The following is a 26,789-nucleotide window of genomic DNA, read 5'->3' as shown; positions in this document are numbered from 1 at the left end:
CGAGTCATGAAATTATGTCTAAAAAAGAGAGTTTTTACAATTTTATGTTTGTCTCTATTGTTTATTTCATGCTCAAGTGATTTAGACTTTAATCAGACTGATGATTTTAAATTAGAACCTGTATTTGTAGCCAATCTGGTTTATTTTGATGTTCCGGCGCATGATTTTGTCGATGACGGAACAGAGCATATCGTAGCTTTTGATGCTGAAGATTTTGATGTTTTTAAAGATAAATTTTTCAACGATAATTTAGCAAAAGCCGAGTTTGATTTTGAGATAACCAATACTATAAACCGTGCTTTTACAGTTAGTTTACTACTTCTTAATGACAATGATGAGCAACTTGAAACACTAGATTATGAAGTGTCAGCTTATACAGGAAGTGCTAATATTTCGAAATTTCATGAAGTTTTTGAAGAACAGCGATTAGATTTACTAAAACAAACCACCAAAGTAGCTTTTGTAATCCATATCAAAGCAGGTTCTCCATTAAACGAAAACAGTTTAGGTAATTTGAAATTACGTTCATCCGCAACCGTTTATATGGAAATCGAATGAGGAAAGCAGCCGTAATTTTAGCCATTATTGCGAACTTTTACGGATTTTCGCAAAACAAACAAGTGTTGTATAATTTTACATCTATTCCGCAATCATTACTCGTAAATCCTGGCGCAGACGTTTCGTATAAATACTATTTTGGGATTCCGTTATTGTCTGGAATTTCGGCTAATGTAGGCTCTAGTAGTTATTCTGCCTATGATTTATTTGCTGATAATGGAGTAGATTTTAATGATAAAATTCGAAATATCATTCAAAAATCATCCAGTAATGATAAAACATATATTAATGAACAACTCGAAGTTTTCTCAGGCGGTTTTAGAGTTGGAGGGAGCGAAAGTCAGTCGTATGTTTCTTTTGGTTTGTATCAGGAGTTTGATTTTTTGATGTATTTCCCAAAAGATCTCGCTATTTTAGCAGTTGATGGGAATCAAAACTACATAGGAAGATCCTTCGATTTATCGGATTTGAATGTAAAAGCGGAGGTACTATCGGTTTTTCATGTAGGCTTTCATAAAAAAATCAATAAAAAATTAGTGCTCGGTGGACGTTTCAAAATGTACTCAAGTGGCGCCAATGCAACTTCTACTCAAAATTCAGGATTTATTTATACAGGACAAAATACTACCGGAATCCCCAATATTTACACCCAAATTATCGATTCTAATCTGGAGTTGCGAACTTCGGGAATTGCAAAATTCACCAAAGACGAATACGAAGGAAGTATTCCGGGCGATGTTGCGAGGAATACTTTTTTGGGCGGAAGTTTGGGTCTGGGAATCGATGCTGGTTTGACATATTATTTCAAAGACAATTTGCAATTTACCGCCAGTATTATCGATTTAGGATTTATAAAACAATCCAAAGATATTGAAACGCTGACCTACAAAGGAAAATATCAATATGATGGAGTGCAGCCCAATTTTAGTAACGCAGATGAACCGGAAAATATCTTTGATGAATTCGAAAAAGCCATTCCGCGTGATACGTTGTACAACAAATACACCACTTGGCGGCCTACGAAATTCAACGCTTCTATTCAGTATTCTTTCGGTGAAAAACGTTCAGACGAAGAATGTAATTGCAAAGCACAAAGTATGCGAAAATATGTAAACGCTGTTGGAGCACAAATGTTTGCCATGACCACTCCCCAAAACCCCTTTATTGCTTTTACCGCTTTTTACAAAAGAAGTATTCTCGAAAAATTAGATGTCAAAGCAACTTATACATTAGATGCCTTTTCGAACAAAAATATTGGTTTTGGGCTTTCGGGAACCATCGGTAAAGTCAATATTTATGCTCTTGTTGATAATATTTTAGAGTTCAGAGATGTTTCAAAAGCCAACAGTATGGCGTTCCAATTCGGGTTAAATTATGTTCTACAGGATCTTGATGAGTAATTTTCTTAAACCATATAAGTGATATAAGTTCATTAAAAAAGACTTTGAAAATTTGGATTTATTTTTTAGTCACAGATTTTTATGATTTTTAAAACTTTCTTGGCCTTTGCGCTAAAATTTGGCAAAACTTAAATTTTTTTAAATCACTTATATGGTTTAAAAAAATGGTTTGATAAATTTAAAATTATTTTCTTTCAAAATAATTCTGAGGTAGTTAGTAGGTAAGTTTCCAATTTATTCACTATATTTGCACGCAATTCAACTAGAAATTGCAACATGATAGCACACAACTCCAAGATTATCGGCGAAGGTTTAACTTACGATGATGTATTATTAGTACCTAACTACTCGAATGTGCTTCCACGCGAAGTGAGTATCAAATCAAAATTTTCAAGAAACATAACACTAAACGTTCCTATAGTATCAGCTGCTATGGATACCGTTACCGAAAGTGCAATGGCAATCGCTATGGCGCAAGAAGGCGGAATAGGTGTTTTACATAAAAACATGACCATCGAGCAACAAGCTGCGAAGGTTCGTAAAGTAAAGCGTGCAGAGTCAGGAATGATCATTGATCCTGTAACTTTACCATTAAATTCTACCATTGCAGACGCAAAAAACGCCATGAAAGAATTCGGAATTGGCGGAATTCCAATCGTTGACGAGAATAAAATCTTAAAAGGAATCGTTACCAATCGTGACTTACGTTTCGAGAAAAACGGAGCAAGACCAATCGTTGAGGTAATGACAAGCGAAAATTTGGTTACCGTTTCTGAAGGAACTTCTTTAGAACAAGCCGAAGTAGTTTTGCAAGGTCACAAAATCGAAAAGTTACCGGTTGTGAATGCTAAAAACGAATTAGTAGGTCTGATTACTTTTAGAGACATCACAAAACTTACTCAAAAACCAATCGCTAACAAAGATGTTTTTGGACGTTTAAGAGTAGCTGCAGCTATCGGAGTTACTGGTGATGCTGTCGAAAGAGCAGGTGCATTAGTAGCTGCTGGTGTAGATGCTATCATTATCGATACTGCTCACGGACATACCGAAGGTGTAGTGAATACCTTAAAAGAAGTAAAATCTAAATTCCCAAATATTGATGTAATCGTTGGAAACATCGCTACTCCGGAAGCAGCTAAATATTTAGTGGCAAACGGAGCAGATGGAGTAAAAGTTGGAATCGGACCTGGTTCTATCTGTACAACTCGTATCGTTGCTGGTGTTGGTTTTCCTCAATTCTCAGCAGTTCTTGAAGTAGCTGCAGCTATCAAAGGTACTGGTGTTCCCGTAATTGCAGATGGTGGAATTCGTTACACTGGTGATATCCCTAAAGCAATTGCTGCAGGAGCTGACTGTGTAATGTTAGGTTCATTATTAGCAGGAACAAAAGAATCTCCGGGTGAAACTATCATTTTCGAAGGAAGAAAATTCAAATCTTACCGAGGAATGGGTTCTGTTGAGGCGATGCAAACAGGTTCTAAAGACCGTTATTTCCAGGATGTTGAAGACGATGTAAAGAAATTAGTTCCAGAAGGAATCGTAGGTCGTGTTCCTTACAAAGGAGAATTAAACGAAAGTATGCTTCAGTTTATTGGTGGTCTTCGCGCCGGAATGGGATACTGTGGTTCAAAAGATATTCCAACTTTACAGGAAACGGGACGTTTTGTTCGTATCACTTCAAGTGGAATTACAGAAAGCCATCCGCATAACGTAACTATTACAAAAGAAGCTCCAAATTATTCTAGATAATTTTTTAGTTTTTGATATATAAAAGTCGCAAGAAATTAATTCTTGCGACTTTTTTGTTTAATTTATAATAGAAATACCGTTGTTTAATTCATCAATAAGGTTTTGATTCTGTTCTATTGTTTCTGCCTGCCCTCCGTAAGTCATTTGTATAGAGCCACCTTTTCCATTGTAAATAAAACCTTGATATTTATATAAGAAATCATTAAAATTTAATTCACATTCAAAATAATTCACTTCAATGTCGTTTATTTTTTTCTTGTAAATTTTTATATTCTTGATTTTGCCAAAATTTTTATATTCTTCCTCAATTGTACTTTTTATTTTTTTATCAGATATAAAATAATCATACTCAATAAAATAGGCAGCGAGTAAATTGTATTTATCATGAAATTCAGCATCCCAGTTTTCAGATTCTGAATTTTTTATCCAGTGATCAGTATTGAAATTTATCTGATAAATTTTCTTTCTACTAGTGTATGTGTCTGATTTTGATTCGTTTTTAATTTGCGCTAGCGCAAAAAAGTTTGATAGTAAAAAGTAAAGTATTATTTTTTTTTGCATTTTATATCTAAGATTAGAAGTTTAATTTATAAACAAAACTAAATAATTAGTTTAATGTATTAGAATACCTTTAAAATATTAGCTTTCCTTAAAAGCAAGTCCAGACTTCTTCAATTCTTCCAAAAGTTTAGGTATTGAACTCGGCCCAATTCCGTGTAATTCCAGAATCTCTTTTTTAGTATATTTAGATAAATCTAAAGTGTTTTTGATGCCTTTGCTTTCTAAAGCCCGTCTTGCAGGTGCTGGTAATAAAGAAAGTAAACCGTCTTTTGGTTTGCGTTCCTGTTCGCAAATAGGGCAGGTTGGGCATTCACTGGTTTTTTGATATTGATGACCTTTCGGACAAGTTCTTAAATTTCCAGGCATTGTATTTTTGATTTTAAAATTAAGAAAAAATCAATTTTAAAAATAAAATTTATCAGTATTTAGAAATTTGAACATGATGATTGAATCCGCTTTTAGAGGTCAGATTCATTGTAAATTGTTCCATTTTTATGCTAAAACCCATTTCGATTTCTATGTCATAATGTGTCGAAAATTGGTTTGGAATATTATAGGTTAAATTTCCTTTTCCAGTTCCTGTTGCGTTAATATTGTATTTGTCATTGATAATTTTCATGATATAAACCTGTGTTATATCAAATTCGGCATGGTCTTTTTCAATTTTAAGCAACTTATAATTGGTAGTAATATCCATGTCAATCGTAATACCAGCAATAGGAAGAGATAAAGGATTCTTTTGCGAAAAGGTTTCTCCTATTTTTATTTTTGTATCAGGAATTGAAATTTGCGAAAATGTAGATTGCATAGTTTGAAGTAAAGTCTTTTTAAAACTTTCCTCCATATCTTTTGAAACAATAGAATCTAATTTTGGCAAAGAGGAATCAGTTGCATTTCCGTAAATTATAGTTCCGTTTGGAATAACAATGGTTCCCTCAAGATTATTAGACTTTACAAACTCAATGGTTAATGGAAATGTTCCGTTCGGTTTTAGTTTTCCAGTTTTTAAAATGGATTCTGTAAGATTGAGAGTTTTTTTTATGGTTGGATTTTGTATCTCTTTAGCCTCCAAATTAGCCAAAAATTCTGGCGAACCTTCGTATGCAATTACCATATCAGCCGATTGTTCAATAAGCTGTGTGTAGATTGTTTCGGGAGTATATCTAATTTTAAAATCGAGACTTTCCTTTGATTGGCCTTGATTTAAGTAAGTAATAAGAAATAAAGCAAACAAGAAGAATTGTTTCATTTTAGAGAAGGATAAACTGGGTTTAGAAGGCTTTTCTTTGCAAAACGAAATAACAAAATAAAACTAACTTAACCTAAAAAAATAAACCCAATCAAAGATTGGGTTTATTGCGAATACAATCAATAGGATTGACTTATTGTGCTAACATTTTATTGCTTTCTCTCTTTTTTTGTTCCACCAAAATAGAACTTAAAAAAGGTTTTACTTCTTTCTCTAATTCACTTTCAGAAATATTCAGGGCTTTTGGATCTGTAGCTAATTGTAGCCATGGTTTTGGTCTGTCAAAATCAAAATTTCCAAAAACAATTACTGGAGTTCCTTTTACTTTTACATTTTCACTGTCTTTTAGAATCCATTCATCAGCCCACTTATAAAGATATTTGGCATCTTTTTCTAATAATCTCAGGCAAGAGTGCGAAGCTGGATAACCAGGTAATTCATATTCATGAAAACCTACACCTAATTTATTTTCGATATTAAAATTCCATTCTAAATCCCATTCGTCGTTAAAGGTACTGGTGGTTTTTTCGGCTTTCCAATTGGTAAAAAATAAACCGGTTGGTGTCTGGTCTTTTTTTCTTCCCATGTTGGTTGGGCCTGTATAAACCAACTCGCCATTTTCATAAGCTGCAAAGGTTTGAGTAGGGTAAGAAAAAATCAAAACTTTTGAAACTTCTTCTAAAGCAGAAACATGTAATGGAAACGGAAGGTAATAAACCAAATCTCCACTAAAATCAGCAGGAATAACCACTGAATCTAATTTGGCAAAATTGGCTTTATCAGTTCTGTTTACAGCGTAAGCTATTGTAAGTTTAGTCGAATCGGTTTTATTGGTTTCCAGCCATTGTTTGGTATTTTCAAGATGAAAACCAATACTTGCGGGTTTTTTATATTCAATAGTTTTTTTTGTTTTGGTTTTAGTATTTTCAACAGTTGATTCGCTCTTTTTACAAGAACCTAAAGATGCTAAAACGACTAAAAGCAAAATATTCGATGTATAATATAACTTCTTCATAAACTAGGATTTTAATTAATGTAAATTTCCTTTTTTATTGCCGAAGAACGTTACATAATTTCCTGTATGAGTTATTTGATTTTCATACAAACATTTAACGAATCGTTATTTTTTTGGTTTCATTAATGATAATGTATGAAATCGAGAATAGTTATTTTACACTTTGTGAATACTCGTTTATTACTTTGTAATCTTTGTTTTTAATTAAAATTTTATAATCACTTTTTTTTAAAACAAGATTTCCTTTTTCAGTATCAGTAATAAGTTCAATAATGTCAGCAGGAATTCCATTTTTTTCATATTCATTTGCTCGATAAGCTAATATTAATGCTGGATATTCTGTGATTTTTGCATTTTCAATTTTAACTATTTTTCTGTCTTTTGGTAAACTTAACCAATCAGGTCTGTTGTCCTTGATTTTTGTGACAGGATGAATAATGACACAATCTATCTTTTTACTATTTTCTGTACTTCCAGTAAATGCTTGATTTTCTTTATTTACCATGATAGCAGAATATTCCTGATTTACTTGCTGAATATAAGGTGAATTTAATGTTTTTGTTCCTTTCTCAGAATAAGAAGTCTGATCGATTGTAAAAGGGTTTATACCAGTCATTTCGATTATTCTGCCAGCCATAGCTTTTTCCCAGGTTGGAATTCCGGGAGTACCTTCGACCAAATGCTCGTATCCACAATGAATTAAGAATTTAGCATTTGGATTTTCGTTCATTATTTTAACAATGTTTTCAGCTTGTTCAATTTCTCTGGTTTTTCCTCCATCTCTCACTTTTGAAGTAGATTCGTATCCAAATACAGTAAATCCAATTGCTTTAGCTTCTTTTATCATATTACCGAATTGTGATTCTTTGGTGTAGAAACCACTTTCTAAAACTGCAAAATCTTTTCCATCTAAATTTTCCCATAAAGCTTCTAATCCTAAAAAGCGATACCCATTTTTGTATAAATCCTGTAATAACGAGGTTGTAAAAACTCTGTGTCTTGAGTTATTGTGTGCTTCATTTATAATAATGAGTTTTTCATTTTTAGAACGATCGATAATGTATTTCTTAGCATTTACAGGTTTAAATGATTTAAAGTAAAGACTGTCTTCTTTTGAAAGATTTCTTTTTTTAGATGTATCAGTGTTAAATTGTTTGTCCCAAGTTTCTAATCCTAGTTTGTAATAGCCGCTTCTCGAAAAATCTACAGAGGTGGTTTGAAATCTCGCCAACGATTTATCATTTTCGAAATTGGCAGCTATATCTTTTGAGAATAAATAAGTTTCTTTTTTTTCTTGCGCTTGTGTTTTTGTTAATGAAAGAATTAGAAGAAAAAGCAATTTAAATTTTAGCATTTGTCTGATTTTTATGTTAATGAATAGATTTCATTTGATGTAATTCATCGAGTAGTGCTTTTACTAAGGAAAGCAATGATTTTAAAGTTTCAATATTTTCAATTTCGCCATCAGCAAAATAAGATAATTCGAATTCGTTTTGAGGAAGTTTATTCTCCCAAATTCCTTTTTGATCAGAGATTAAAATGTTTAAATCTGTTTGTGAATCTATAAGGTCTCTGATTTCTTTGTTTCGTAATAATGCTTTTATTTTAAATTCATTATTACTCTTAATTGTAAAAGCTTTGTCAAAATCTGGAATACCAATTTCGATATCCTGCGCTCCAAAAAACTTTTCTATTCTACGAATAAACCCTTCACGGTAAATTTCAAATCTAAAATTATCATTTAACGAAATTGGCACTACAACCCTTGTCATATCAGTGCTGTGTTTCCCTGACCAAATTTTATAATTATCAAAAATGATTTTCCAGTTTTTATAATCTATTACAGTCGAATCTGAACGCCAGGACCAGCCTTCAACAAAAGCACCATTTGTTTCTTTTGCAAATTCTTGCCAGGTATTGATGTTGTTTTTGGAAGTATTAAGCATTTTTTTTTTAGAAATTAGAATGATTTGGAGTTTTTTGTGTTGAGAATAAAAAATCAGAAATATTTTTAACCCATTCTGTTTTGTTTTTTATTAAGTAGTTTTCGTGCCCGGTATCTTGATAAACATTCAGTTTTTTTGTTCCTTTTAAGTTGGTATAAATTTCATCAATCTCTTTTCTGCTTACACTTTTATCCTTTTCACCATATAATAATAGGGTAGGACAATTTATGTTTTTAGCATATTCTGTTGGGTTATGGCTGAATCCCCAAAAGCCATTTTGAATTCCTCCCCAAAACAATAAAACTCCAGCCATCGGAAAAGTTGGTGCATTCATTTTGTTAAATCTTGCACAGATAGTTTTATACATTGAGCCAAATGGGCATTCAATAATGATTCCTTTTGGTTTTATGAGATTGTCATTAAGACATTTCATTATCGCAACAGCTCCCATTGAAGTGCCAAATAAGTAGATGTTTTTTTCTCCAGCTTGTGTCAGGTAGTCAAATGCAGTTTTAACTTCATCAGCTTCTTTATAGCCAATGGTAGTTTGATTTCCCTCTGAATTTCCGCTTCCCATAAAATCAACAAGCATGGTACTAAAGCCTAATTTTTGAAATTCATCAGATTTTGAAATCATTGAAGATTTTTCAGCACCATATCCATGAAACAATACAACAGTTCCTTTGGATTCTTCATTTTTAATAAGCCAACATTCGATTTCTTTGTTACTTTTTAATCGAATGGTTTCAAATTTTTGAGAAGGAAATTTTAAATTTTTAGGTTTTGGATTATTAACACCTAAAAAAAGAGTTTGTGCTTTTTCTAATGACGATAATTTTTCCGGACTCTTTGTTTTTGAAGTATTGTTTTCTGAAAAATGGGTGAATTTATAAGCATGAACGAATGCAACAACATTCATGATTATAAAAACTAGGACTAAAATTTTAAGTAATTTCAGAGGATTTTTTACTAACTTCATTTAGGATTTTCTTCTTTCTGTATAAGATTTAAAAATACTCAAAAAATCTTTACACCAAACCTTTTATTCTCGCATGTTGCAACAAAATAATGGTCTTAGCATCTGATATTTCTCCAGATTCCATCATGGCATAAGCTTCATCAAAGGTATATTCAAGAACTTCGATGTTTTCCTGTTCAGCAGCTAATCCGCCACCATCACTTACTTTCATAGATTCATCATATTCACCAACAAAAAGATATAAAATCTCAGTTACAGCACCCGGCGACATATACGTTTCGAATACTTTCTGCACTTTTTTTATACGATAACCGGTTTCTTCTTCGGTTTCACGAATCACACATTCTTCGGGATTGTCCTGATCAAGAAGTCCTGCACAAACTTCGATCATCATTCCGGATTTGTTTCCGTTAAGGAAAGTTGGCAAACGAAATTGACGTGTTAAGATAACCGTTTTTTTAGTAGAATTATACAATAATATAGCTGCTCCATTACCTCGGTCATATACTTCGCGAATGTGAGTTTGTATTTTTTCGTTTTCTTTTTGGTAAGTAAAAGTAACTTTGTTCAGAATATACCAATTGTCTGACAATAAAGAAGTTTCGGTTACTTTTATTTCTGGGTTTATCATAAAAAAAAGGTTTTTTGCCACAGATTAAAAAGATTGAAAAGATTTTTATTCCTCTTAGTTATGTGGTTTTTTTAAATATAAGTTAGGTTGTTTTTTGATGTATAAAAAAACGCCCTGAAAATCAGAGCGTTTAGTGTTTTTTATTTCATTATCGTTTGCTTTCTGTCTGGTCCAACCGATACAATTTTGATTGGCACTTCAACTTCTTTCTCAATAAATTCAATATATTCTTTTAGCTCAACTGGTAATTCATCATAAGTGGTCAATCCTGTTAAGTCAGCTTTCCATCCTTTAAATTCTTTATAAACAGGTGTTACGTTTTCCGGTTCGATGTTGTATGGAAAGTGTGAGATGTTTTGTCCTTTGTAGTTATACTCCGTACATACTTTCAGTGTTTCAAATCCTGAAAGAACATCGCCTTTCATCATCATCAATTGTGTTACTCCGTTTACCTGAACAGCATATTTAAGCGCTACTAAGTCTAACCAGCCACAACGTCTTTGTCTTCCTGTTACAGAACCAAATTCGTTACCTACTTTTGCCATAGTAGCACCCACTTCGTCAAAAAGTTCAGTAGGGAATGGGCCGCTACCAACACGGGTAACATAAGCTTTAAAAATTCCATACACTTCTTTGATTTTGTTAGGCGCAATTCCTAAACCTGTACAGGCTCCGGCAGCAGTAGTGTTTGAAGACGTTACAAACGGATACGTTCCGAAATCTACATCTAACAAAGAACCTTGTGCACCTTCGCATAAAATTGATTTACCTGCTTTTTGAGCCTGGTGAATATATTCTTCACTGTCGATGAAGTCTAATTTTTTTAATTCCTCGATAGCTTCAAAAAACTCTTTTTCAAGCTCCGCAAGGTTGTATTGAATAGCCACATCATAAAAAGCAATCATGGCTTCGTGTTTGTCGGCTAATGCTCTGTATCTTTCTTTAAAATCTTCTAATTCGATATCTCCAACACGCAAACCATTTCTACCTGTTTTGTCCATGTAAGTCGGACCAATACCTTTAAGTGTAGAGCCAATTTTTGCTTTTCCTTTTGATGCTTCAGAAGCAGCGTCAAGCAAACGGTGTGTTGGTAAAATTAAATGTGCTTTTCTGGAAATAATCAATTTGCTTTTAATGTCAAGATTGAATTTTTCCAAACCTTCGATTTCTTTCTGAAAAACTACCGGGTCAATTACAACTCCATTTCCAATGATGTTGATTGATTTTTTATGAAAAATTCCAGATGGAATCGTTCTAAGTACGTGTTTGATTCCGTCAAATTCTAATGTATGTCCAGCATTTGGCCCACCTTGAAAACGAGCAATAATGTCATAATTAGAGGTAAGAACGTCAACAATTTTTCCTTTACCTTCATCTCCCCATTGTAATCCTAGTAATAAATCTACGGTCATTCTGTTTTAATTTGCGTTGAGACAATTTGAGTTGCCCTACTGATTAATGTAGTTAATTTTCTTTTTTTTTTATTTTTTAAAATAATTCCTTTCGGGATTTATTGTTTTTGCTTTTTGTTTCCGTAGAAATACAAGGAATGATTCGTAATTTCGATATCAAATATTTCTTCGATTGTTTTTTTGATGGTCTGAATTCTTGGATCGCAAAATTCAATTACTTCCCCAGAATCAGTCATGATAATGTGGTCGTGTTGTTTGTCGAAATACGATTTTTCGTAGTAAGCCTGATTTTGTCCAAATTGATGTTTTCTAACCAAAGCGCAGTCTAACAAAAGTTCGATCGTGTTGTATAAAGTTGCTCTACTCACACGATAGTTCTTGTTTTTCATCTTGATATAAAGGTTTTCTATATCAAAATGTTCTTCGCTATCGTAAATTTCCTGAAGTATAGCATAGCGCTCAGGAGTTTTACGATGCCCTTTTTGTTCAAGATACATTGTAAAAACATTTTTTACAATTTCTTGATTCTTAGTGTTGTCAGTTGAAATGAGTGTCATATCCGGCAAAGATAATTTTTTATTTTTAATGAATAAAAGTTTAAGGTTTAAAGTTTAGTTATAAAACCCATATAGAAGGGTTAAAAAGTTAGGTTCTGTACTCTCTTGTAACCTTATCAACCCCGTCAATTTTCTTAATCGCATTAATCATTTTTTTCAGAATGGTATTATTTTGAACAATTACCGCCACCTGACCGTGAAATAGTCCCGCATCTGTACTCAATGAAATACTCTGGATATTCACGCTCATATTGTTCGAAATTACTTTGGTCAATTGGTTGGTAAGCCCCAGAACATCCATTCCGGTAATATTGATAATGGCTTTGAATTCTTCCTGCGACGAGTCAATCCATTTGGCACTCATGATACGATAAGCATAATTAGATTGCATCCCGATTGCGTTCGGACAATCTTTTTTGTGCACTTTTATTCCTTCGTTAATGGTTACAAAACCAAAAACATCATCACCCGGAATCGGATTGCAACAAGGCGAAAGTTTGTAATCAAGTTTGTCATGCTCCGTCCCAAAAACCAGCATGTCATAATTGCTGCTGATGACTTGTTTATGAATATCTTCGTCTGCAGTATCTTTATTTCTTTTGATTTTGTTTTTAAAGAAATTGATAAAAGTATTGCTTTTTTGCGCCGCGTAATCCTTCAATTGCTGGTTTTCGATAGCGCCAATTCCAACTCTGTAAAATAAATCTAAACTGGTTTTGAGTTTGAAAAAATTCACCAATTCATTAATAACCTGCTCATTGATGGTTATTTTTAAGTGTTTCAGCTTTCGTGTAAGCAACTCTTTACCTTCCTCGGCAATTTTCTTAGTATTCTCGTTAAGGACGTTTTTTATTTTTGTTTTGGCTCTGGCTGTGGTTACATATTCCAGCCAGTTTACTGTAGGTTTTTGGTTAGCCGATGTAATAACTTCGACCTGATCACCACTTTTTAGTTCATGATTAAGCGGAACCAAACGTCCGTTTACTCGTGTTCCTCTGGTTTTAATTCCGATTTCGGAGTGAATACTAAAAGCAAAATCAAGCGAAGTGGCACCTTTAGGCAACGATTTTATTTCACCTTTAGGAGTAAAAACGAAGATTTCCTTTGAATATAAATTCATTTTGAAATCTTCTACAAAATCTACGGCATTAGTTTCCTGATTTTCCAGAGCTTCACGTAGCAAATTAAGCCAGACATCCAAACCGCTTTCTTCAGTAGCACCGTTTTTGTATTTGTAATGTGCTGCGTAGCCTTTTTCGGCAATTTCATCCATGCGTTCACTACGTACCTGAACTTCGACCCAACGGCCTTTTGGCCCCATAACGGTGATGTGCAACGCTTCGTAACCTGTTGATTTTGGCGATGAGATCCAGTCGCGCAAACGACTCGGGCTTGGTCGGTAATGGTCGGTTACGATAGAGTATATTTTCCATGCGACAAATTTTTCATCGTGTTGGTCTGATTTATAGACAATTCGAAGCGCAAATTTGTCATATACTTCATCAAAACTTACATTTTGGGCACGCATTTTTCGACGAATCGAATAAATAGATTTAGGACGGCCTTTGATGATATAATCAATGTTTTCTGCGTCTAAAGATTTCTTTAAAACATCTGAAATGTCTTTGATATAGGCGTCCTGCTCTTCTTTGGTTTCCCTAATTTTGCTTACAATGTCATTATAAACAGTAGGTTCGGTATATTTTAAACCTAAATCTTCCAGTTTGGTTTTGATGTTGTAAAGTCCCAAACGATGGGCGAGTGGTGCGTAAATATATAAAGTTTCCGAAGCGATTTTGGTTTGTTTATATTCTACCATCGACTCCATGGTTTGCATATTGTGCAATCTATCAGCAAGTTTTATCAGAATTACACGAACGTCATCATTCAGCGTCAGAATCATTTTTCTAAAATTCTCAGCCTGCATCGAAGCATTTAAATCCTTCTGAACCATCGAAATTTTGGTCAGACCTTCAACCAGCTGAGCTACTTTTGGATTGAATAAACGTTCGATATCTTCTACGGTGATTGGAGTATCTTCGACCACATCGTGCAACAAAGCAGCAGCAATTGCCGTTGCTCCCAAACCAATCTCTGAGGCAACAATTTTCGCAACGGCTATAGGATGAAAGATGTAGGCCTCACCGGATTTACGGCGTTGTTCTTTATGAGCATCAACCGCCACGTCAAAGGCTTTACGAATTAATTTTTTGTCGGTAGCCGATAAAGTCTGGTAACTAATTCGAAGTAATTCTTTATATTCCTGCGCAATCGCTTTGTTTTCTTTTTCTGTATCTATTTCTATCATAACGGCATGGATTCAATTCTTAAAAATACGCATAAGTTTGAATATATGCAAGGGATTAAAGGGCTGATTTTAGAGCTTAAATTTCAGGTAGATTTTGACTTTTTTAAATGTAATCTTATATTGTAATTCATCTATTTTAAATAATACCAGTAAAGAATCGAAAAGAGCTAACTAAGTTTTAATTCAGTGTTTTAGCTTCAGTTTATTCCATAAAAAAACCGACAAGATTTAAAGCTTGTCGGTTTTTTTATGTTTTTCAGAGTAACTATTTTACAGGTTGTTCTTTGTAGGTTTCAATTTCGAAAACCAAAGTTGCATTTGGCGGGATAACTCCTCCGGCACCTTTTTCGCCATAAGCTAGGTTAGCAGGTAGAAAAAACGTTCCTTTTTCTCCATCAGACATCATATTCAAAGCTTCAATAAAACCCGGAATCATGCCATCTTTTTTACCGGCTACAAAAGGAAATGCCTGATATCCTTTTTGGGCATCTCTGTTAGCATCATATTTTCCATAAGTTTTAGCTACTTCAGCTTTGCTGCTGTCAAAAAGATTTCCGTCTTCAAAATAACCTGCGTAATGGAAATAAAAAGTGGTTCCTTCAGCTGGTTTTACACCCGAACCTTTTTGTGTGATTACATATTTTAAACCCGAAGCACTTGTAGTTGCAGTCGCTTTTATTTTAGCAAAATGAGCCGCTTTAGTTGTAATTACTTTTTGGCTTTCTGCTTTTTTTGCTTCTCCTTTTTTCATTTCATCAGTGAATATTTTTGCAGCATCGAACTTTTTAGCAGCAGCACCTTTACGGGTAATCGTAATTTTTGTAATTACATCATCCTGCACAATTTTATTCACATTATCCATTCCGGAAACTACGTGTCCAAAAATAGTGTGTTTTCCATTTAGCCACTGTGTGTCTTTGTGTGTAATAAAAAACTGACTTCCGTTTGTAGTAGGTCCGGAATTGGCCATAGCCAGAACACCTCCCTTGGCGAATGTAAGCTCTGGAACGAACTCATCTTTAAAAGCATATCCTGGGCCTCCAGAACCATTTCCGTCCGGATCACCGCCCTGAATCATAAAATCATTGATTACTCTATGGAATTTTAATCCGTCATAAAAAGGTTTTCCTTTTAAAGTTTCTTTTTTTACATATGGGTTTTTTCCTTCTGCCAAAGAAATAAAATTTGCTACCGTTACTGGTGCTTTTACATATTCTAAAGACAAAACAATGTCTCCTTTTGTGGTAGAAATCGTTGCAAAAAGCCCATCGTTAGGGTCAGCTTTTGGAGCTACTTTAGTTGTGGCAGTTTTTTTTGCAGCTGGTTTTGCTACCGGTTTTTTTGTAGTTTGCGCCTGAATGCTGAACATTGCCAGGCAGAATAAAAATAAAATTTTAAATTTCATTGTGATCCAATTTAAGTCAATATTTAGTTATTGAAAATAATTATTGTTGTGGCTTTTCTAATAATTCAATTTCGAAAATGATAGTTGCATTTGGCGGAATTACACCACCGGCTCCTGCTTCTCCGTAAGCTAAATGCGAAGGAATAAAAAGAACTGCTTTATCACCAAAAGAAAGTTTTTCGATACCTTCAATAAATCCAGGAATAAGACCGTCTTTACGACCTGCCTGAAACGAAATTGGCTGGTAGCCGTTTGCCTGAGCTCTTCTGGCATCAAATTTTCCGAATGTTTTATTCACTTCTTCTATACTAGAGTCAAATAGTGTTCCGTCTTCTAAAAATCCTGCATAATGAATGTAAACCTGAGTACCTGTAGCTGGTTTTTTACCACCGCCTTTTTGAGTAATTACATATTCTAATCCTGAGGTAGTTTTAGTCGCTTTTGGTTTTAAAGAAGCGTAATAGGCTACTTTTTCTTTTTGAATACCAGCGTATTTTCCTTTTTCTTTTGCTATTTCAGAAAAATAGTTGCTAAATACTTTTACCGCATCAAACTTTTTTGCAGCTTCACCATTTCTGATGATTGTAATCGAAACAATACTATCGCCCTGAACTACTTTATTAACCACTTCTTGCCCTTTATCAACTACGTGACCAAAAATAGTATGTTTTCCGTTTAACCAAGGCGTTTCAAGGTGTGTGATAAAAAACTGGCTGCTGTTTGTTCCAGGACCATTATTAGCCATTGCTAAAACTCCGGCTTTATCAAATTTCAAATCGGTAATTTCATCTTTAAATTTGTATCCGGTATCACCAGATCCTGTTCCTAATGGATCACCTGTCTGGATCATGAAACTTTCAATCACTCTATGGAATTTTAATCCATCAAAAAAAGGTTTGTTTTTAAGATTTTCATTGGTTACAAATTCATTTTTACCTTCGGCCAGAGTTATAAAGTTAGCTACCGTTATAGGCGCTTTTTTATAATCCAATTCAACAATAATGTTTCCTTTATTGGTTTCAATATCGGCGTATAAACCGTCTGGCAGGTTACTGTGTTCGTCTTTACAAGAATAGAATGAGGTAACGGCTAATAGCAATAATAAAATACTTTTTTTCATTTTTAAAAATTGATTTTTATGGGTTTAAGGTGTCTTTTTTAGTTTCAGTAGTAACAGGTTTTGTGACTGCAGGCTTTGGAGTCTGTACAGCAGGATTTGCTGTTTTTGGAGCTCCTTCGGTAACAAAATTACGAAGCGAAACTGTACATATTAAAGATTGATTAGTTCCGATTTTTTTATTGTCTCCGTGATAACCGTATGCAATATGCGACGGAAACAAAAAGGTTACGGTTTCGTTTTTGTGCATCAGTTTAATACCGTCACGCAATCCCATCATAATGTCTTGTTTATCCACATAATAAGTTTGTGGACCAAGGTCAGCTTCAGAATAAATTATGTTTCCTTTTATGTCTTTTACTTCTAAATTAAAATAAGCAATATCGCCTTTTTTAGGTTTTAGTGTATCCGTTATGTTGCGCTCTTCATAGGTGTACCAATAGCCTTTTTTTGAAGCAATATATTTTACTTTCGGATTGCTTTTGATAATTTTTTTAATAGTACTTTCTTCAGTAGCAACCAGTTTTTTATTTCGGTCAGCCGATTTTTTCATGAAGCTTCCGGAGGCTCTTGAAATAGGTTTTCTGGCTTCTTCGTGATGTTTGCAACTGGCAAGCAAAACAGTAAAAAGCAACGCTGAAATGCTTATTTTTAAGTAATTCATACTTGGTTATATTTTTAATTTAGTTACTAAATCTTCAAATTTGCTAATTGTTTCTTCCATCGAAAGTTCCGATTTTCCACCAGCTGCATTAATGTGTCCTCCACCATTAAAGTGGTCTCTCGCAAACTGATTTACATCAAATCCTCCTTGTGAACGGAAAGAAATCTTGATTATTTTTTCGTCTTTATTTTCGATAAATATAGCGGTAAAAATGATTCCTTTTATACTTAAACCATAATTTACAATTCCTTCAGTATCACCTTTTATATAATTAAAAGAATCTAATTCGTCTTGTGTAAGCGTAGTGTAAGATGTTTTATGGTCTTCAAAAACTTTCATATTCTGCAAAGCGCGACCTAATAATTGCAAACGATTGTAAGAACTGTTGTCGAATAATAATACCGGAATTTCAGTATTTTCGGCACCCAAATCAATTAAATCAGCCACAATACGATGGGTGTTTCCTGTGGTTTTTGGAAAACGGAAAGAACCAGAATCGGTTAATATTCCCGTGTAAATACAGGTTGCAATTGTTTTGTCTAAATCTTCTTTTTTGCCTAAAAAAGAAATGAAGTTATAAATCATCTCGCAAGTAGAACCAAATGAAGTGTCTGAATACATATAAGCAGCATAATCATCCGGTTTTTGATGATGATCGATCATGATAAACGGAGCTGTTAACCTGGCTAGAGTATGTTCCATTTCGCCAACACGATGCAAAGCGTTGAAGTCAAGCGTAAAAATCAGTTCAGCTTCTTCTAATATTTTAGTGCAGTTTTCGGTATCTTTTTCAAAAATTTTCACGCTTTCTGAGCCCGGTAGCCAAGCCAGAAAATCAGGGAAATCATTAGGAGCAATCACGGTAGGCTGGTGATTGTTTTTTAATAAAAAGTGGTATAATGCTAGTGTAGAACCCATGGCATCACCATCTGGTCCTCTATGTGGAATTATAGCGATTTTCTTTGGGGTTGCGAGCAACAATTGTATCGCCTGAATGTCTTGTATTTTCATAGTGTGCGAATTTACATTTTTTTAATGTAATGTTGAAATCATTTTACAGATTAACACACTTTTTGGAATTGAGAGGTTTTGGTTCTGAGTTCTGAGTTTTGAACGTTGAGTTTTAGTTTCGCTAATTTAATGTTGAAATTGCTATTGAAATTGATTTTTGTGATTGAAATTGCCATTGAAATTGCAATTTTAAAAATTGGAATTTACTTTAGAATACAATTTATATTTAGCACCTTTTACAATTTGAGATTTATAAATTCCCATAGGACCTGATGAAAAATAGGCTATTAAACAAGCTATAGCTATAAAAAATCCAGGAGCAATCCCAAATAATTCTAATCCCATAATGGTGCAGGCGATAGGAGTGTGGGTCGCCCCGGAAAATACGGCTACAAAACCCATTCCGGCCAAAAGAGCTATGGGTAAAGGAATAATCATGGATAAAGCACTTCCTAAAGTGGCGCCAACAAAGAATAAAGGGGTTACTTCGCCACCTTTAAAACCGGCTCCAAGGGTAAAACCTGTAAACAAAATTTTAAGTAAAAAATCATACCAGGGATTCGGATTCGAAAAAGACTCAACAATAACCGGAACTCCCAAACCTGAGAATTTGGTTAAGCCAAATCCTGCAAAAGCAATAGCCAAAAATATTCCGCCAATAAAAGGACGAAGCGGCGGGTATTTGATTTTTTTTGAAAAAAGAGAACCCCAAAAATGAGTGCTTCTAGAGAAAAGCAAAGCGGCTAAACCGGATAGAAACCCAATTATAATGGTGTAAAATAAATTGGTAAAAGTGATTTCAGGAACAATCGGAATACTATAATGAGTATGTTTTACCTGCCAAAATTCTACCGTAAAATAGGCAGCATAAGCCACTAAAAAAGATAAAATGATGCTTTTGAAATTGATTTTACTAAAGTATAAAACTTCCAAAGCAAATATTGCACCCGCCAATGGAGTCCCAAAAACCGATGCAAAACCAGCACTGATTCCCAGAATAATCAGAATTTTTCTTTCGGAATTATCCAGCTTGAAAATTTTTGTAAATTGATCTGCAATAGCACCGCCCATCTGTACAGCTGTGCCTTCACGTCCGGCGGAACCTCCGAATAAATGGGTAAGGAATGTTCCTAAAAGTACCAAAGGAGCCATCTTAAAAGGAATTACTTTTTTAGGCTTTTCGTATTCTTCGAGTAATAAATTATTGCCTTTTAGAACTGATTCTCCCCAATAATAATAGATCAGACCAACGAGTAATCCGCCAATGGGCAGCAACCAGACAATCCAATCATTTTGAATTCTAAATTGGGTAACCCATTCTAATGAAACTAAAAAAAAAGCAGAAGCTGAACCCGAAAAAAAGCCTATTAAAACACAAATGAAAATCCATTTGAAGATTATAAGTGATATTGTTTTGCTTTTTTTAAAGGTCATAAATAAATTTAATTTTTTCGCCACGAATTCACGAATAAAACGAATTTTAAAACTTTAATAGTTTCAAAGTTTTAGCAAAAATAATCTTTTAATCCTTTTTAAACTGTGGCTAAAAAAAATATTCGTGAATTCGTGACTAAAAATTTTTACTGAACAACAGCAGTAAATTCAATTTCAACTAAATATTCAGGAGCAACTAGTTTGCTTATTTCATAAAAACCAGTAGTAGGTTTTACATCTTTAAAAAATGCCGAATGCGCTCTGGCAACTTCTTCAAAAGAAGTAATATCAGTTGTGAAAATGCGGGTTCTTATGACGTCTTTCATTCCAACATTCAAATCTTCAAGAACTTTTTCTACACGTTCCAGAATATTATAAGTTTGTGCATAAGCATCGTCGGCCTTTACTTTTTCACCATCAACGATTGCGACAGTTCCGGAAACTTCAATAATATTTCCGATTCTTACCGCACGACAATAGCCCATTTTGTCTTCCCAAGGCGAACCCGTCAGGATGTTTTCTCTTTTCATTTTAAGATAATTTTTTAATGCTTTAGTGGTTTTATAAAAGCATTTGTAGTTAGAATAATGTGTTGCAATTTAAAAATTTTGTGATAGAAAAGCATCAGGATAACGAGATTCCTTTGTAAAGAAATGAGTTCTTTTTGTGATAATTTGAAATCTGGGTTGTGAGTTGTGAGTTGTGGGTTGTGGGTTGTGAGTTGTGGAATTTAGGTTTTGGAATTTGGAATTTGGAATTTGGGATTTGGGATTTGGGATTTGGGATTTGGGATTTGGGATTTGGAATTTTAAACCTGGCAGGTTTTTTGCTTCTAAAAATTAGTATAATATAATGTTATAAAAGTCTTAATGTTGTATAGCCTAACGAATTTATGTTATTTTTGCGAAGCTATACTTTTGATTTATACAAATTATAAAAGCCCATTCGATAATACTTTTTCAATGAAGCATATTTTATTTTTCATATTGTTCCTTACAGTTGCTACAGTATCAGCTCAAACTGAATTTGGCGGAAAGTACAAACCTATTCCAGCCCCAAAATTTAGCTCTAAACCTAAAAAGGTTCCAGCTCCCGAAGTTAAAAAGCCAGAAGAAAACTTAGATATTCCAAGTATCAATACTCCTAATGTTTTTGATAATACGAGTATAACGCCCAAATCCAAATATCAGATAGGAGAGAAAAAAAGTACATTTTCTATGTCAACCGAAAATGATTTTGCAAACCCAGGTGATCGTTATGTAGCTAAAATGGAGAAAGATCTGGATAAGGCTTTAAAGGACGCCGGACTTAAAGAAGACGGTGAAAAATTAGTTTTAAGTGATGTTTCTTTTGGAGAAATAAGAACAACTTCTGCTTATTTTATTATTAAATGTCGTGATTATGGTGCCATTGATGGCGATTTGATAAAAGCAACTTTAAATACGGATACAGTAAGAGATGGATTGCTTTTGGGGCCTATTTTTAAAGAATTTAAAATTGTCTTGCAAGATGGAATCAATACATTCGAATTAGAAGCTCTTAATAAAGGCGAATTAGGTGGTAATACAGGAGAATTTCAAATATATGATGCTGAAGGAAAATTTGTACTGTCTGATTTTTGGAATAATTTTAATGCGGGTGTAAGAGCAAAATTTATAATTGTAAAAGAAAATGTAATTAAATAAATCTCTAAAACAAACTAAGGTTTAAATTACTAAACTTTCGTAAAGAGTTACAAAAAACTCTCCTTGATTTTATAACTAAATCCTGAGTTTTAAAATTTATTCGGTTGTAAAATTCAAAATCAGAGTCCCTTAGAAACTCAGAATCTGAGTCCCTGAAAAAAAATCAAAAATCCATTTTTCAAATTCGAATATAAAAAGTATTTTTGCGCATGCAACACAACGTACTTATTTTAGATTTCGGATCGCAATATACTCAGCTTATTGCGCGTAGAGTTCGCGAATTAAATATATTCTGCGAAATTTTCCCTTACAATCACTTTCCTAGTGATTTATCATCGTATAAAGCAGTTATTTTAGGAGGAAGCCCTTTTTCTGTTCGTGCAGAAGATGCGCCACATCCTGATTTATCTCAAATTCGAGGCAAGCTGCCTATGTTGGCGGTTTGTTACGGAGCACAATATTTAGCTCACTTTAGTGGAGGTGAAGTTGCGGCTTCGAACACCAGAGAATACGGTAGAGCTAATTTATCTTATATTAAGGAGGACGAAGTTTTCTTTAATGGAGTTTCTGAAAACAGCCAGGTTTGGATGAGCCACAGTGATAGTATCAAAGCTTTGCCAACCAATGCAGTAAAATTAGCAAGCACGCATGATGTAGAATTTGCAGCTTACAAAATTGAAGGCGAAACAACTTATGCTATTCAATATCATCCAGAAGTTTTTCATTCTACTGATGGATCAAAAATGTTAGAAAACTTTTTGGTTAAGATTGCTGAAGTACCTCAAAATTTTACTCCAAATGCTTTTGTTGAAGAAATGGTAGCAGAGTTGAAAGAAAAAGTGGGTGATGATAAAGTAGTTTTAGGACTTTCAGGTGGAGTAGATTCTACTGTAGCTGCGGTTTTATTGCACAAAGCTATCGGGAAAAACTTATATTGTATTTTCGTAAACAATGGATTGCTTCGTAAAAACGAATTTCAGGCGGTTTTAGACCAATACAAAGGAATGGGACTGAATGTAAAAGGAGTTGATGCTGGAGATCGTTTCTTAGGCGAATTAGCCGGAATCAGTGATCCGGAAACCAAACGTAAAACTATTGGCCGTGTATTTATCGAAGTTTTTGATGATGAATCACACTTAATCGAAGATGTAAAATGGTTGGCGCAGGGAACTATTTATCCTGATGTAATTGAGTCAGTTTCGGTAAAAGGACCATCAGCAACAATCAAATCGCACCATAATGTGGGTGGATTACCAGATTATATGAAATTGAAAATTGTAGAACCACTTCGAATGTTGTTTAAAGACGAGGTTCGCAGAGTGGGTGCTACTTTAGGAATAGATCCAGAATTGTTAGGAAGACACCCTTTTCCGGGACCTGGATTATCCATTAGAATTTTAGGAGATATTACTCCGGAGAAAGTTCAAATTTTACAGGATGTAGATGCTGTTTTTATCGAAGGATTAAAATCCTGGGGATTATACGACAAAGTTTGGCAGGCAGGAGCTATTTTACTTCCGGTAAATTCTGTTGGAGTTATGGGCGATGAGCGTACTTACGAAAAAGTAGTAGCGCTTAGAGCCGTAGAATCTACAGACGGTATGACGGCTGACTGGGTTCATTTGCCATATGAATTCTTAATGAAAGTGTCAAATGACATCATCAATAAGGTAAAAGGCGTGAATCGTGTGGTTTACGATATTAGTTCAAAACCACCAGCAACAATTGAGTGGGAATAATACTTTTTTTATAGTTGAGTCGTTACATTTGTAACGACTTAATTTTTTTAAGTTAGTTTGTGAAAAAATATTATCTTTCTCGAATGTTTATTAAATTAGAAAATAAATTTTTTTTCAGATGAAATTATAAGGGAGTTAAATTTAGGTTTGGCTCGAATCTTGTTTAATTAGAAACGATTATTTTCTTTTAGATTAAAAATTAAATTGTTTAAGCCATATTATGAAGTATTATTCGACATTATTATCTATTGTTTTTTTTACTACAAGTTTTGCTTTTTCCCAAGAAAAAGTGGTAAAATATACAGTTTCGAGTGGAGAAACAGTAAACGAAATTGCGGTTAAATTTAAGGTAACGCCTTATGATATTTATCAGTTGAATCCAGACGCCCGAAACGGAGTGAAACCTAATACAGTTTTATTAATTCCAAGTCTGGCTTCCAAATCATCAGTGCCTAAACCTGTTGCTGCCTCTCAAAAGAAAGGAACAGCAGGAGATGTAATACACAAAGTTTTACCTAAAGAAACCCTTTTCGGAATCGAGAAAAAGTATGGTATATCTGATGAAGCCTTAAAAGCGGCAAATCCATTTTTAGTTAGTGATGGTTTGCAAATTGGACAGTCATTGGTGATTCCTTCAAAAGGATGGAGTTCTAAAAACGGTGCTACAGGTAGCAAAACAAAAAGTTCATCGTCAGAAAAATATGTTTTTCATGATGTTGTTGCAAAAGAAACTAAATACTCGATTGCAAAACAATACAAAACGACAATTGAAGATTTAGAAAGACGCAATCCGGAAATAGTTTCAAATTTACCAATTGGTTACCGATTAACAATAAAAGGAACTGCTCCTAAAACAGATGCTTCTACAGCGGTTGCAGTTGCCGGTGGTGAGCCTAAAAAAGTTGAAAGTACTAAAACTAATGCAACTTATATGGAATATCAGGTAAAGCCAAAGGAAACTTTTTATAGCCTGACCAGAATTTTTCATATTACGCAGGAAGAATTGGTTTCTTTAAATCCAACGCTTTCTGAAGGAGTAAAAGAAGGAATGGTTCTAAAAGTTCCATCCGGATATTTGGCACCAGCTCCAATAATAGCACAACAGCCGGTTCAAAAAGAAACAATAACTCCAATTGAAAGTGTAGAAGAGAAACCTGCCGACAAACCAGGAACTATAAAAATCGTAGGAACTGTAAAGTCTGACAATGCTAATTTACCAGAAATGGTAGAGCTGAAGAAAAAGAAAGGTCAAAACGAACGTAAAAAGATCGTTTTATTAATGCCGTTTAATTTGGCTAAAATTCAGAGTGATACGACCAATATCAGCGAACGTTTGAAAAAAGATAAATTTTTAAACATGACATTGGATTTTTATTCAGGAGCTTTAATGGCGATTGATTCGGCGAAAGCCTTAAAATTACCAATAGATGTTTCTATTTATGATTCGCAGGAAACAAAAAACAGTTCTAATGTTTCGAGTTTAATGGCTCAGAACAAATTGCAGGATGCTGATGCTATCGTTGGACCATTTTATCAAAGTAATGCCGAAGCAATTGCAAATTCAGTTCGCTTGTATAATGTACCGGTAATTTCACCATTATCAAAAGACAGCGCTAACCCAATCGATAATTTGTATCAGACGATTCCAACTAATGATGTGGTTCGTAATACGGTTTTTGATTATATGCGCGCTAAAAACGGAAACATTGTAGCGGTTGTGGATAAGAAGAAAGAATCAGTAATTAGTTATATTAAAGAAAATCAAAAAGGAGTTGTTTTTGCTTCGTTAACAGAAACGGGAGGTCTTGATGTGGCGAACTTAAAAAGCTTATTATTGCCAAACCGAATGAATTATGTGGTAATGGAAACGGCCAATACCGCTATGGTAAAAGCAACTATCAAAGCCTTGGTCGATTCGCAAAAAACGTGTCAGGTACAATTGGTTATTTTGGAACCAAACAGTACTTTGGATACGGATGAGATTAATTTTGAAAATTTAATTAAATTAAAATTAATGTATCCATCGGTAAGTCGTGAAAGTGACGAACAGCCAGTTTTGATTTTTGAAAAAGAGTATAGATTGAAAAACAAAGTAAATCCAAATAGTTATGCGACCCGCGGTTTTGATGTGACTTTTGATACTATGATGCGTTTGGTGCAAGGAAAAACATATCAGGAAACGGCGGATTTAATGACCACAGAACAAGTAGATAATAGATTTCAATATTATAGAAAAGAAGACGGCGGACACGCTAATAAAGGTGTTTATATTTTATATTACGACACGGATTTAACTTTAAAAGTAGCAAATTAATGACATCAAAAGTAACCTATTTAGGCGATTTAAGAACAAAATCAATTCATGTGCAATCAGGAAGCGAAATCATTTCTGATGCACCATTAGACAATAACGGAAAAGGCGAAGCTTTTTCTCCAACCGATACAGTCGCAAACGCTTTAGCAAGCTGTATGATGACTATTATGGGAATCAAAGCAAGGGATATGAATGTTAATCTTAACGATTCGACTGCCGAAGTAACCAAAATTATGAATGCTGAGCCAAGACGAATTGGGGCTATCGAAATAGTTTTTGAAATGAAAGGCGTGAGCGATGAGAAAAACAGAACAATTTTAGAACGTGCTGCTATGACTTGCCCTGTATTTTTAAGCTTAAACACTGATATTGAGAAGAAAATTATTTTTAACTGGAAGTAATTTTTAAGAATTATATTTAGAAAAACCATCAAGAAATTGATGGTTTTTTGTTTTAGAATGAGTTTTACAGGATTTTTGGAATTTGTAAAGAAGCCTTTTTCTAAAGAACAAAGAGCTTAAAATTAACAAAAGTTTGATATTCAACTTAGAAATCAATTTAAGATAATGCGTTACCTTTGTTTTGCAAAAAAAATGTAGATATTTGCAAAAAAAATGCAATCATAAAATTCCTTGTATAACATTTTTAAAGAAGTTATCTTTATATGGTGTTAATTATTAGTAGTTTAAGTTTTTACGACACTCTGTTTTATATCAGCCTTTTCATTTTTTTTAGTTAATGAAAAGCAATTACTCAAAAAAAATAAAAAAATCATATCATGTTAAAAAGTAAAATCGACAAAGCAACAGGATTCGAGAAGCGATTCGAGAACATCAATACGGTTGTTTTTGAAAATTCGGGCGAAGCATCAAAAGCAGTTGCGAAGGAAATTGCCGCTTTAATTCAATTAAAACAAAAAGAAAACAAACCTTGTATTTTAGGACTTGCTACGGGTTCATCACCAAAAGGTTTGTATGCAGAATTGGTGCGTTTGCACAAAGAAGAAGGTTTGAGTTTTAAGAACGTCATTAGTTTTAATCTGGATGAATATTATC

The 26,789-nt window shown here is 33.8% G+C and carries 24 protein-coding genes and 1 pseudogene; 8 read left to right on the top strand and 17 right to left on the bottom strand.

Going from position 1 to position 26,789, the window contains the following annotated elements; translation table 11 throughout:
* The first annotated feature begins 6 nt into the window (after nucleotides 1-6).
* The 3 genes from GON26_RS13300 (at nucleotide 7) to guaB (ending at nucleotide 3,707) form a co-directional block, all read left to right on the top strand.
* Nucleotides 7-558, top strand: a complete 552-nt coding sequence (locus GON26_RS13300) for a hypothetical protein (RefSeq protein WP_160375265.1) — start codon at nucleotides 7-9, stop codon at nucleotides 556-558.
* Complete coding sequence (locus GON26_RS13295) at nucleotides 555-1,958, top strand: DUF5723 family protein (RefSeq protein ID WP_160375264.1); 1,404 nt, start codon at nucleotides 555-557, stop codon at nucleotides 1,956-1,958. Before GON26_RS13300 ends, GON26_RS13295 begins: the two co-directional genes overlap by 4 nt.
* A 276-nt stretch (nucleotides 1,959-2,234) precedes the next feature.
* The gene (guaB, locus tag GON26_RS13290; protein WP_160375263.1) at nucleotides 2,235-3,707 is read left to right on the top strand and encodes an IMP dehydrogenase; all 1,473 of its coding nucleotides are present in this window, start codon (nucleotides 2,235-2,237) and stop codon (nucleotides 3,705-3,707) included.
* Nucleotides 3,708-3,764: 57 nt separating this feature from the next.
* On the opposite strand, the gene GON26_RS13285 is transcribed toward guaB, so the two are convergent.
* The 17 genes from GON26_RS13285 to GON26_RS13205 all read right to left on the bottom strand — a co-directional run bounded on the left by GON26_RS13285 (nucleotide 3,765) and on the right by GON26_RS13205 (nucleotide 20,526).
* Nucleotides 3,765-4,268, bottom strand: a complete 504-nt coding sequence (locus tag GON26_RS13285; protein ID WP_160375262.1) for a hypothetical protein — start codon at nucleotides 4,266-4,268, stop codon at nucleotides 3,765-3,767.
* Nucleotides 4,269-4,346: 78 nt separating this feature from the next.
* A complete protein-coding gene (locus GON26_RS13280; RefSeq protein ID WP_160375261.1) occupies nucleotides 4,347-4,634 on the bottom strand; it encodes a helix-hairpin-helix domain-containing protein in 288 nt (95 codons plus the stop codon).
* A gap of 52 nt (nucleotides 4,635-4,686) precedes the next feature.
* Nucleotides 4,687-5,517 carry a hypothetical protein gene (locus tag GON26_RS13275; protein WP_160375260.1) on the bottom strand — a complete coding sequence of 277 codons (831 nt, stop codon included), beginning with the start codon at nucleotides 5,515-5,517 and terminating at the stop codon, nucleotides 4,687-4,689.
* Nucleotides 5,518-5,650: 133 nt separating this feature from the next.
* The gene (locus GON26_RS13270; protein WP_160375259.1) at nucleotides 5,651-6,532 is read right to left on the bottom strand and encodes a L,D-transpeptidase; all 882 of its coding nucleotides are present in this window, start codon (nucleotides 6,530-6,532) and stop codon (nucleotides 5,651-5,653) included.
* 151 nt (nucleotides 6,533-6,683) lie between these two features.
* Nucleotides 6,684-7,886 carry a hypothetical protein gene (locus tag GON26_RS13265; protein WP_160375258.1) on the bottom strand — a complete coding sequence of 401 codons (1,203 nt, stop codon included), beginning with the start codon at nucleotides 7,884-7,886 and terminating at the stop codon, nucleotides 6,684-6,686.
* 16 nt (nucleotides 7,887-7,902) lie between these two features.
* Nucleotides 7,903-8,478 carry a hypothetical protein gene (locus tag GON26_RS13260; RefSeq protein WP_160375257.1) on the bottom strand — a complete coding sequence of 192 codons (576 nt, stop codon included), beginning with the start codon at nucleotides 8,476-8,478 and terminating at the stop codon, nucleotides 7,903-7,905.
* Between the two features lie 7 nt (nucleotides 8,479-8,485).
* On the bottom strand, nucleotides 8,486-9,397 hold the full coding sequence (locus GON26_RS13255; RefSeq protein WP_230407937.1) for an alpha/beta hydrolase: 912 nt from the start codon (nucleotides 9,395-9,397) through the stop codon (nucleotides 8,486-8,488).
* Between the two features lie 109 nt (nucleotides 9,398-9,506).
* A complete protein-coding gene (locus tag GON26_RS13250; RefSeq protein WP_160375255.1) occupies nucleotides 9,507-10,088 on the bottom strand; it encodes an NUDIX domain-containing protein in 582 nt (193 codons plus the stop codon).
* A 140-nt stretch (nucleotides 10,089-10,228) separates the two neighbouring features.
* Complete coding sequence (locus tag GON26_RS13245; protein ID WP_160375254.1) at nucleotides 10,229-11,500, bottom strand: adenylosuccinate synthase; 1,272 nt, start codon at nucleotides 11,498-11,500, stop codon at nucleotides 10,229-10,231.
* Nucleotides 11,501-11,598: 98 nt separating this feature from the next.
* The gene (locus tag GON26_RS13240) at nucleotides 11,599-12,057 is read right to left on the bottom strand and encodes a Fur family transcriptional regulator (protein ID WP_026981862.1); all 459 of its coding nucleotides are present in this window, start codon (nucleotides 12,055-12,057) and stop codon (nucleotides 11,599-11,601) included.
* Between the two features lie 88 nt (nucleotides 12,058-12,145).
* Complete coding sequence (locus GON26_RS13235; RefSeq protein ID WP_160375253.1) at nucleotides 12,146-14,365, bottom strand: RelA/SpoT family protein; 2,220 nt, start codon at nucleotides 14,363-14,365, stop codon at nucleotides 12,146-12,148.
* Nucleotides 14,366-14,630: 265 nt separating this feature from the next.
* Nucleotides 14,631-15,770, bottom strand: coding sequence for a peptidylprolyl isomerase (locus GON26_RS13230; protein WP_160375252.1), 1,140 nt, complete (start codon nucleotides 15,768-15,770; stop codon nucleotides 14,631-14,633).
* A 40-nt stretch (nucleotides 15,771-15,810) separates the two neighbouring features.
* Complete coding sequence (locus tag GON26_RS13225) at nucleotides 15,811-16,890, bottom strand: peptidylprolyl isomerase (protein WP_160375251.1); 1,080 nt, start codon at nucleotides 16,888-16,890, stop codon at nucleotides 15,811-15,813.
* Between the two features lie 16 nt (nucleotides 16,891-16,906).
* The gene (gene gldI, locus GON26_RS13220; protein ID WP_160375250.1) at nucleotides 16,907-17,551 is read right to left on the bottom strand and encodes a gliding motility-associated peptidyl-prolyl isomerase GldI; all 645 of its coding nucleotides are present in this window, start codon (nucleotides 17,549-17,551) and stop codon (nucleotides 16,907-16,909) included.
* Nucleotides 17,552-17,557: 6 nt separating this feature from the next.
* Nucleotides 17,558-18,562, bottom strand: a complete 1,005-nt coding sequence (locus tag GON26_RS13215; protein WP_160375249.1) for a DHH family phosphoesterase — start codon at nucleotides 18,560-18,562, stop codon at nucleotides 17,558-17,560.
* 189 nt (nucleotides 18,563-18,751) lie between these two features.
* Complete coding sequence (locus GON26_RS13210; RefSeq protein WP_160375248.1) at nucleotides 18,752-19,996, bottom strand: voltage-gated chloride channel family protein; 1,245 nt, start codon at nucleotides 19,994-19,996, stop codon at nucleotides 18,752-18,754.
* A gap of 146 nt (nucleotides 19,997-20,142) precedes the next feature.
* Entirely contained in the window at nucleotides 20,143-20,526 is a 384-nt protein-coding gene (locus GON26_RS13205) for a RidA family protein (protein WP_160375247.1), read from the bottom strand.
* Between the two features lie 432 nt (nucleotides 20,527-20,958).
* Here GON26_RS13205 and GON26_RS13200 point away from each other — a divergent pair, with 432 nt between their 5' ends.
* The 5 genes and pseudogenes from GON26_RS13200 to GON26_RS13180 all read left to right on the top strand — a co-directional run.
* Nucleotides 20,959-21,681 (top strand): hypothetical protein, encoded by a 723-nt coding sequence (locus tag GON26_RS13200; RefSeq protein ID WP_160375246.1) that lies wholly within the window; start codon nucleotides 20,959-20,961, stop codon nucleotides 21,679-21,681.
* A 209-nt stretch (nucleotides 21,682-21,890) separates the two neighbouring features.
* On the top strand, nucleotides 21,891-23,420 hold the full coding sequence (gene guaA, locus GON26_RS13195) for a glutamine-hydrolyzing GMP synthase (protein ID WP_160375245.1): 1,530 nt from the start codon (nucleotides 21,891-21,893) through the stop codon (nucleotides 23,418-23,420).
* 220 nt (nucleotides 23,421-23,640) lie between these two features.
* A complete protein-coding gene (locus tag GON26_RS13190; RefSeq protein ID WP_160375244.1) occupies nucleotides 23,641-25,734 on the top strand; it encodes a PBP1 and LysM peptidoglycan-binding domain-containing protein in 2,094 nt (697 codons plus the stop codon).
* Complete coding sequence (locus GON26_RS13185) at nucleotides 25,734-26,135, top strand: OsmC family protein (protein ID WP_160375243.1); 402 nt, start codon at nucleotides 25,734-25,736, stop codon at nucleotides 26,133-26,135. The genes GON26_RS13190 and GON26_RS13185 overlap by 1 nt, the downstream gene beginning before the upstream one ends.
* Nucleotides 26,136-26,512: 377 nt before the next feature.
* Nucleotides 26,513-26,789, top strand: a pseudogene (locus GON26_RS13180) (glucosamine-6-phosphate deaminase); the annotation flags it as partial.

The sequence above is a fragment of the Flavobacterium hydrocarbonoxydans genome (genome assembly GCF_009789235.1).
In the GTDB taxonomy this organism is placed as follows: Bacteria; Bacteroidota; Bacteroidia; order Flavobacteriales; family Flavobacteriaceae; genus Flavobacterium; species Flavobacterium hydrocarbonoxydans.
The sequence above is the reverse complement of the archived record's forward strand: the minus strand, read 5'-3'. Positions and strand labels throughout refer to the sequence as shown.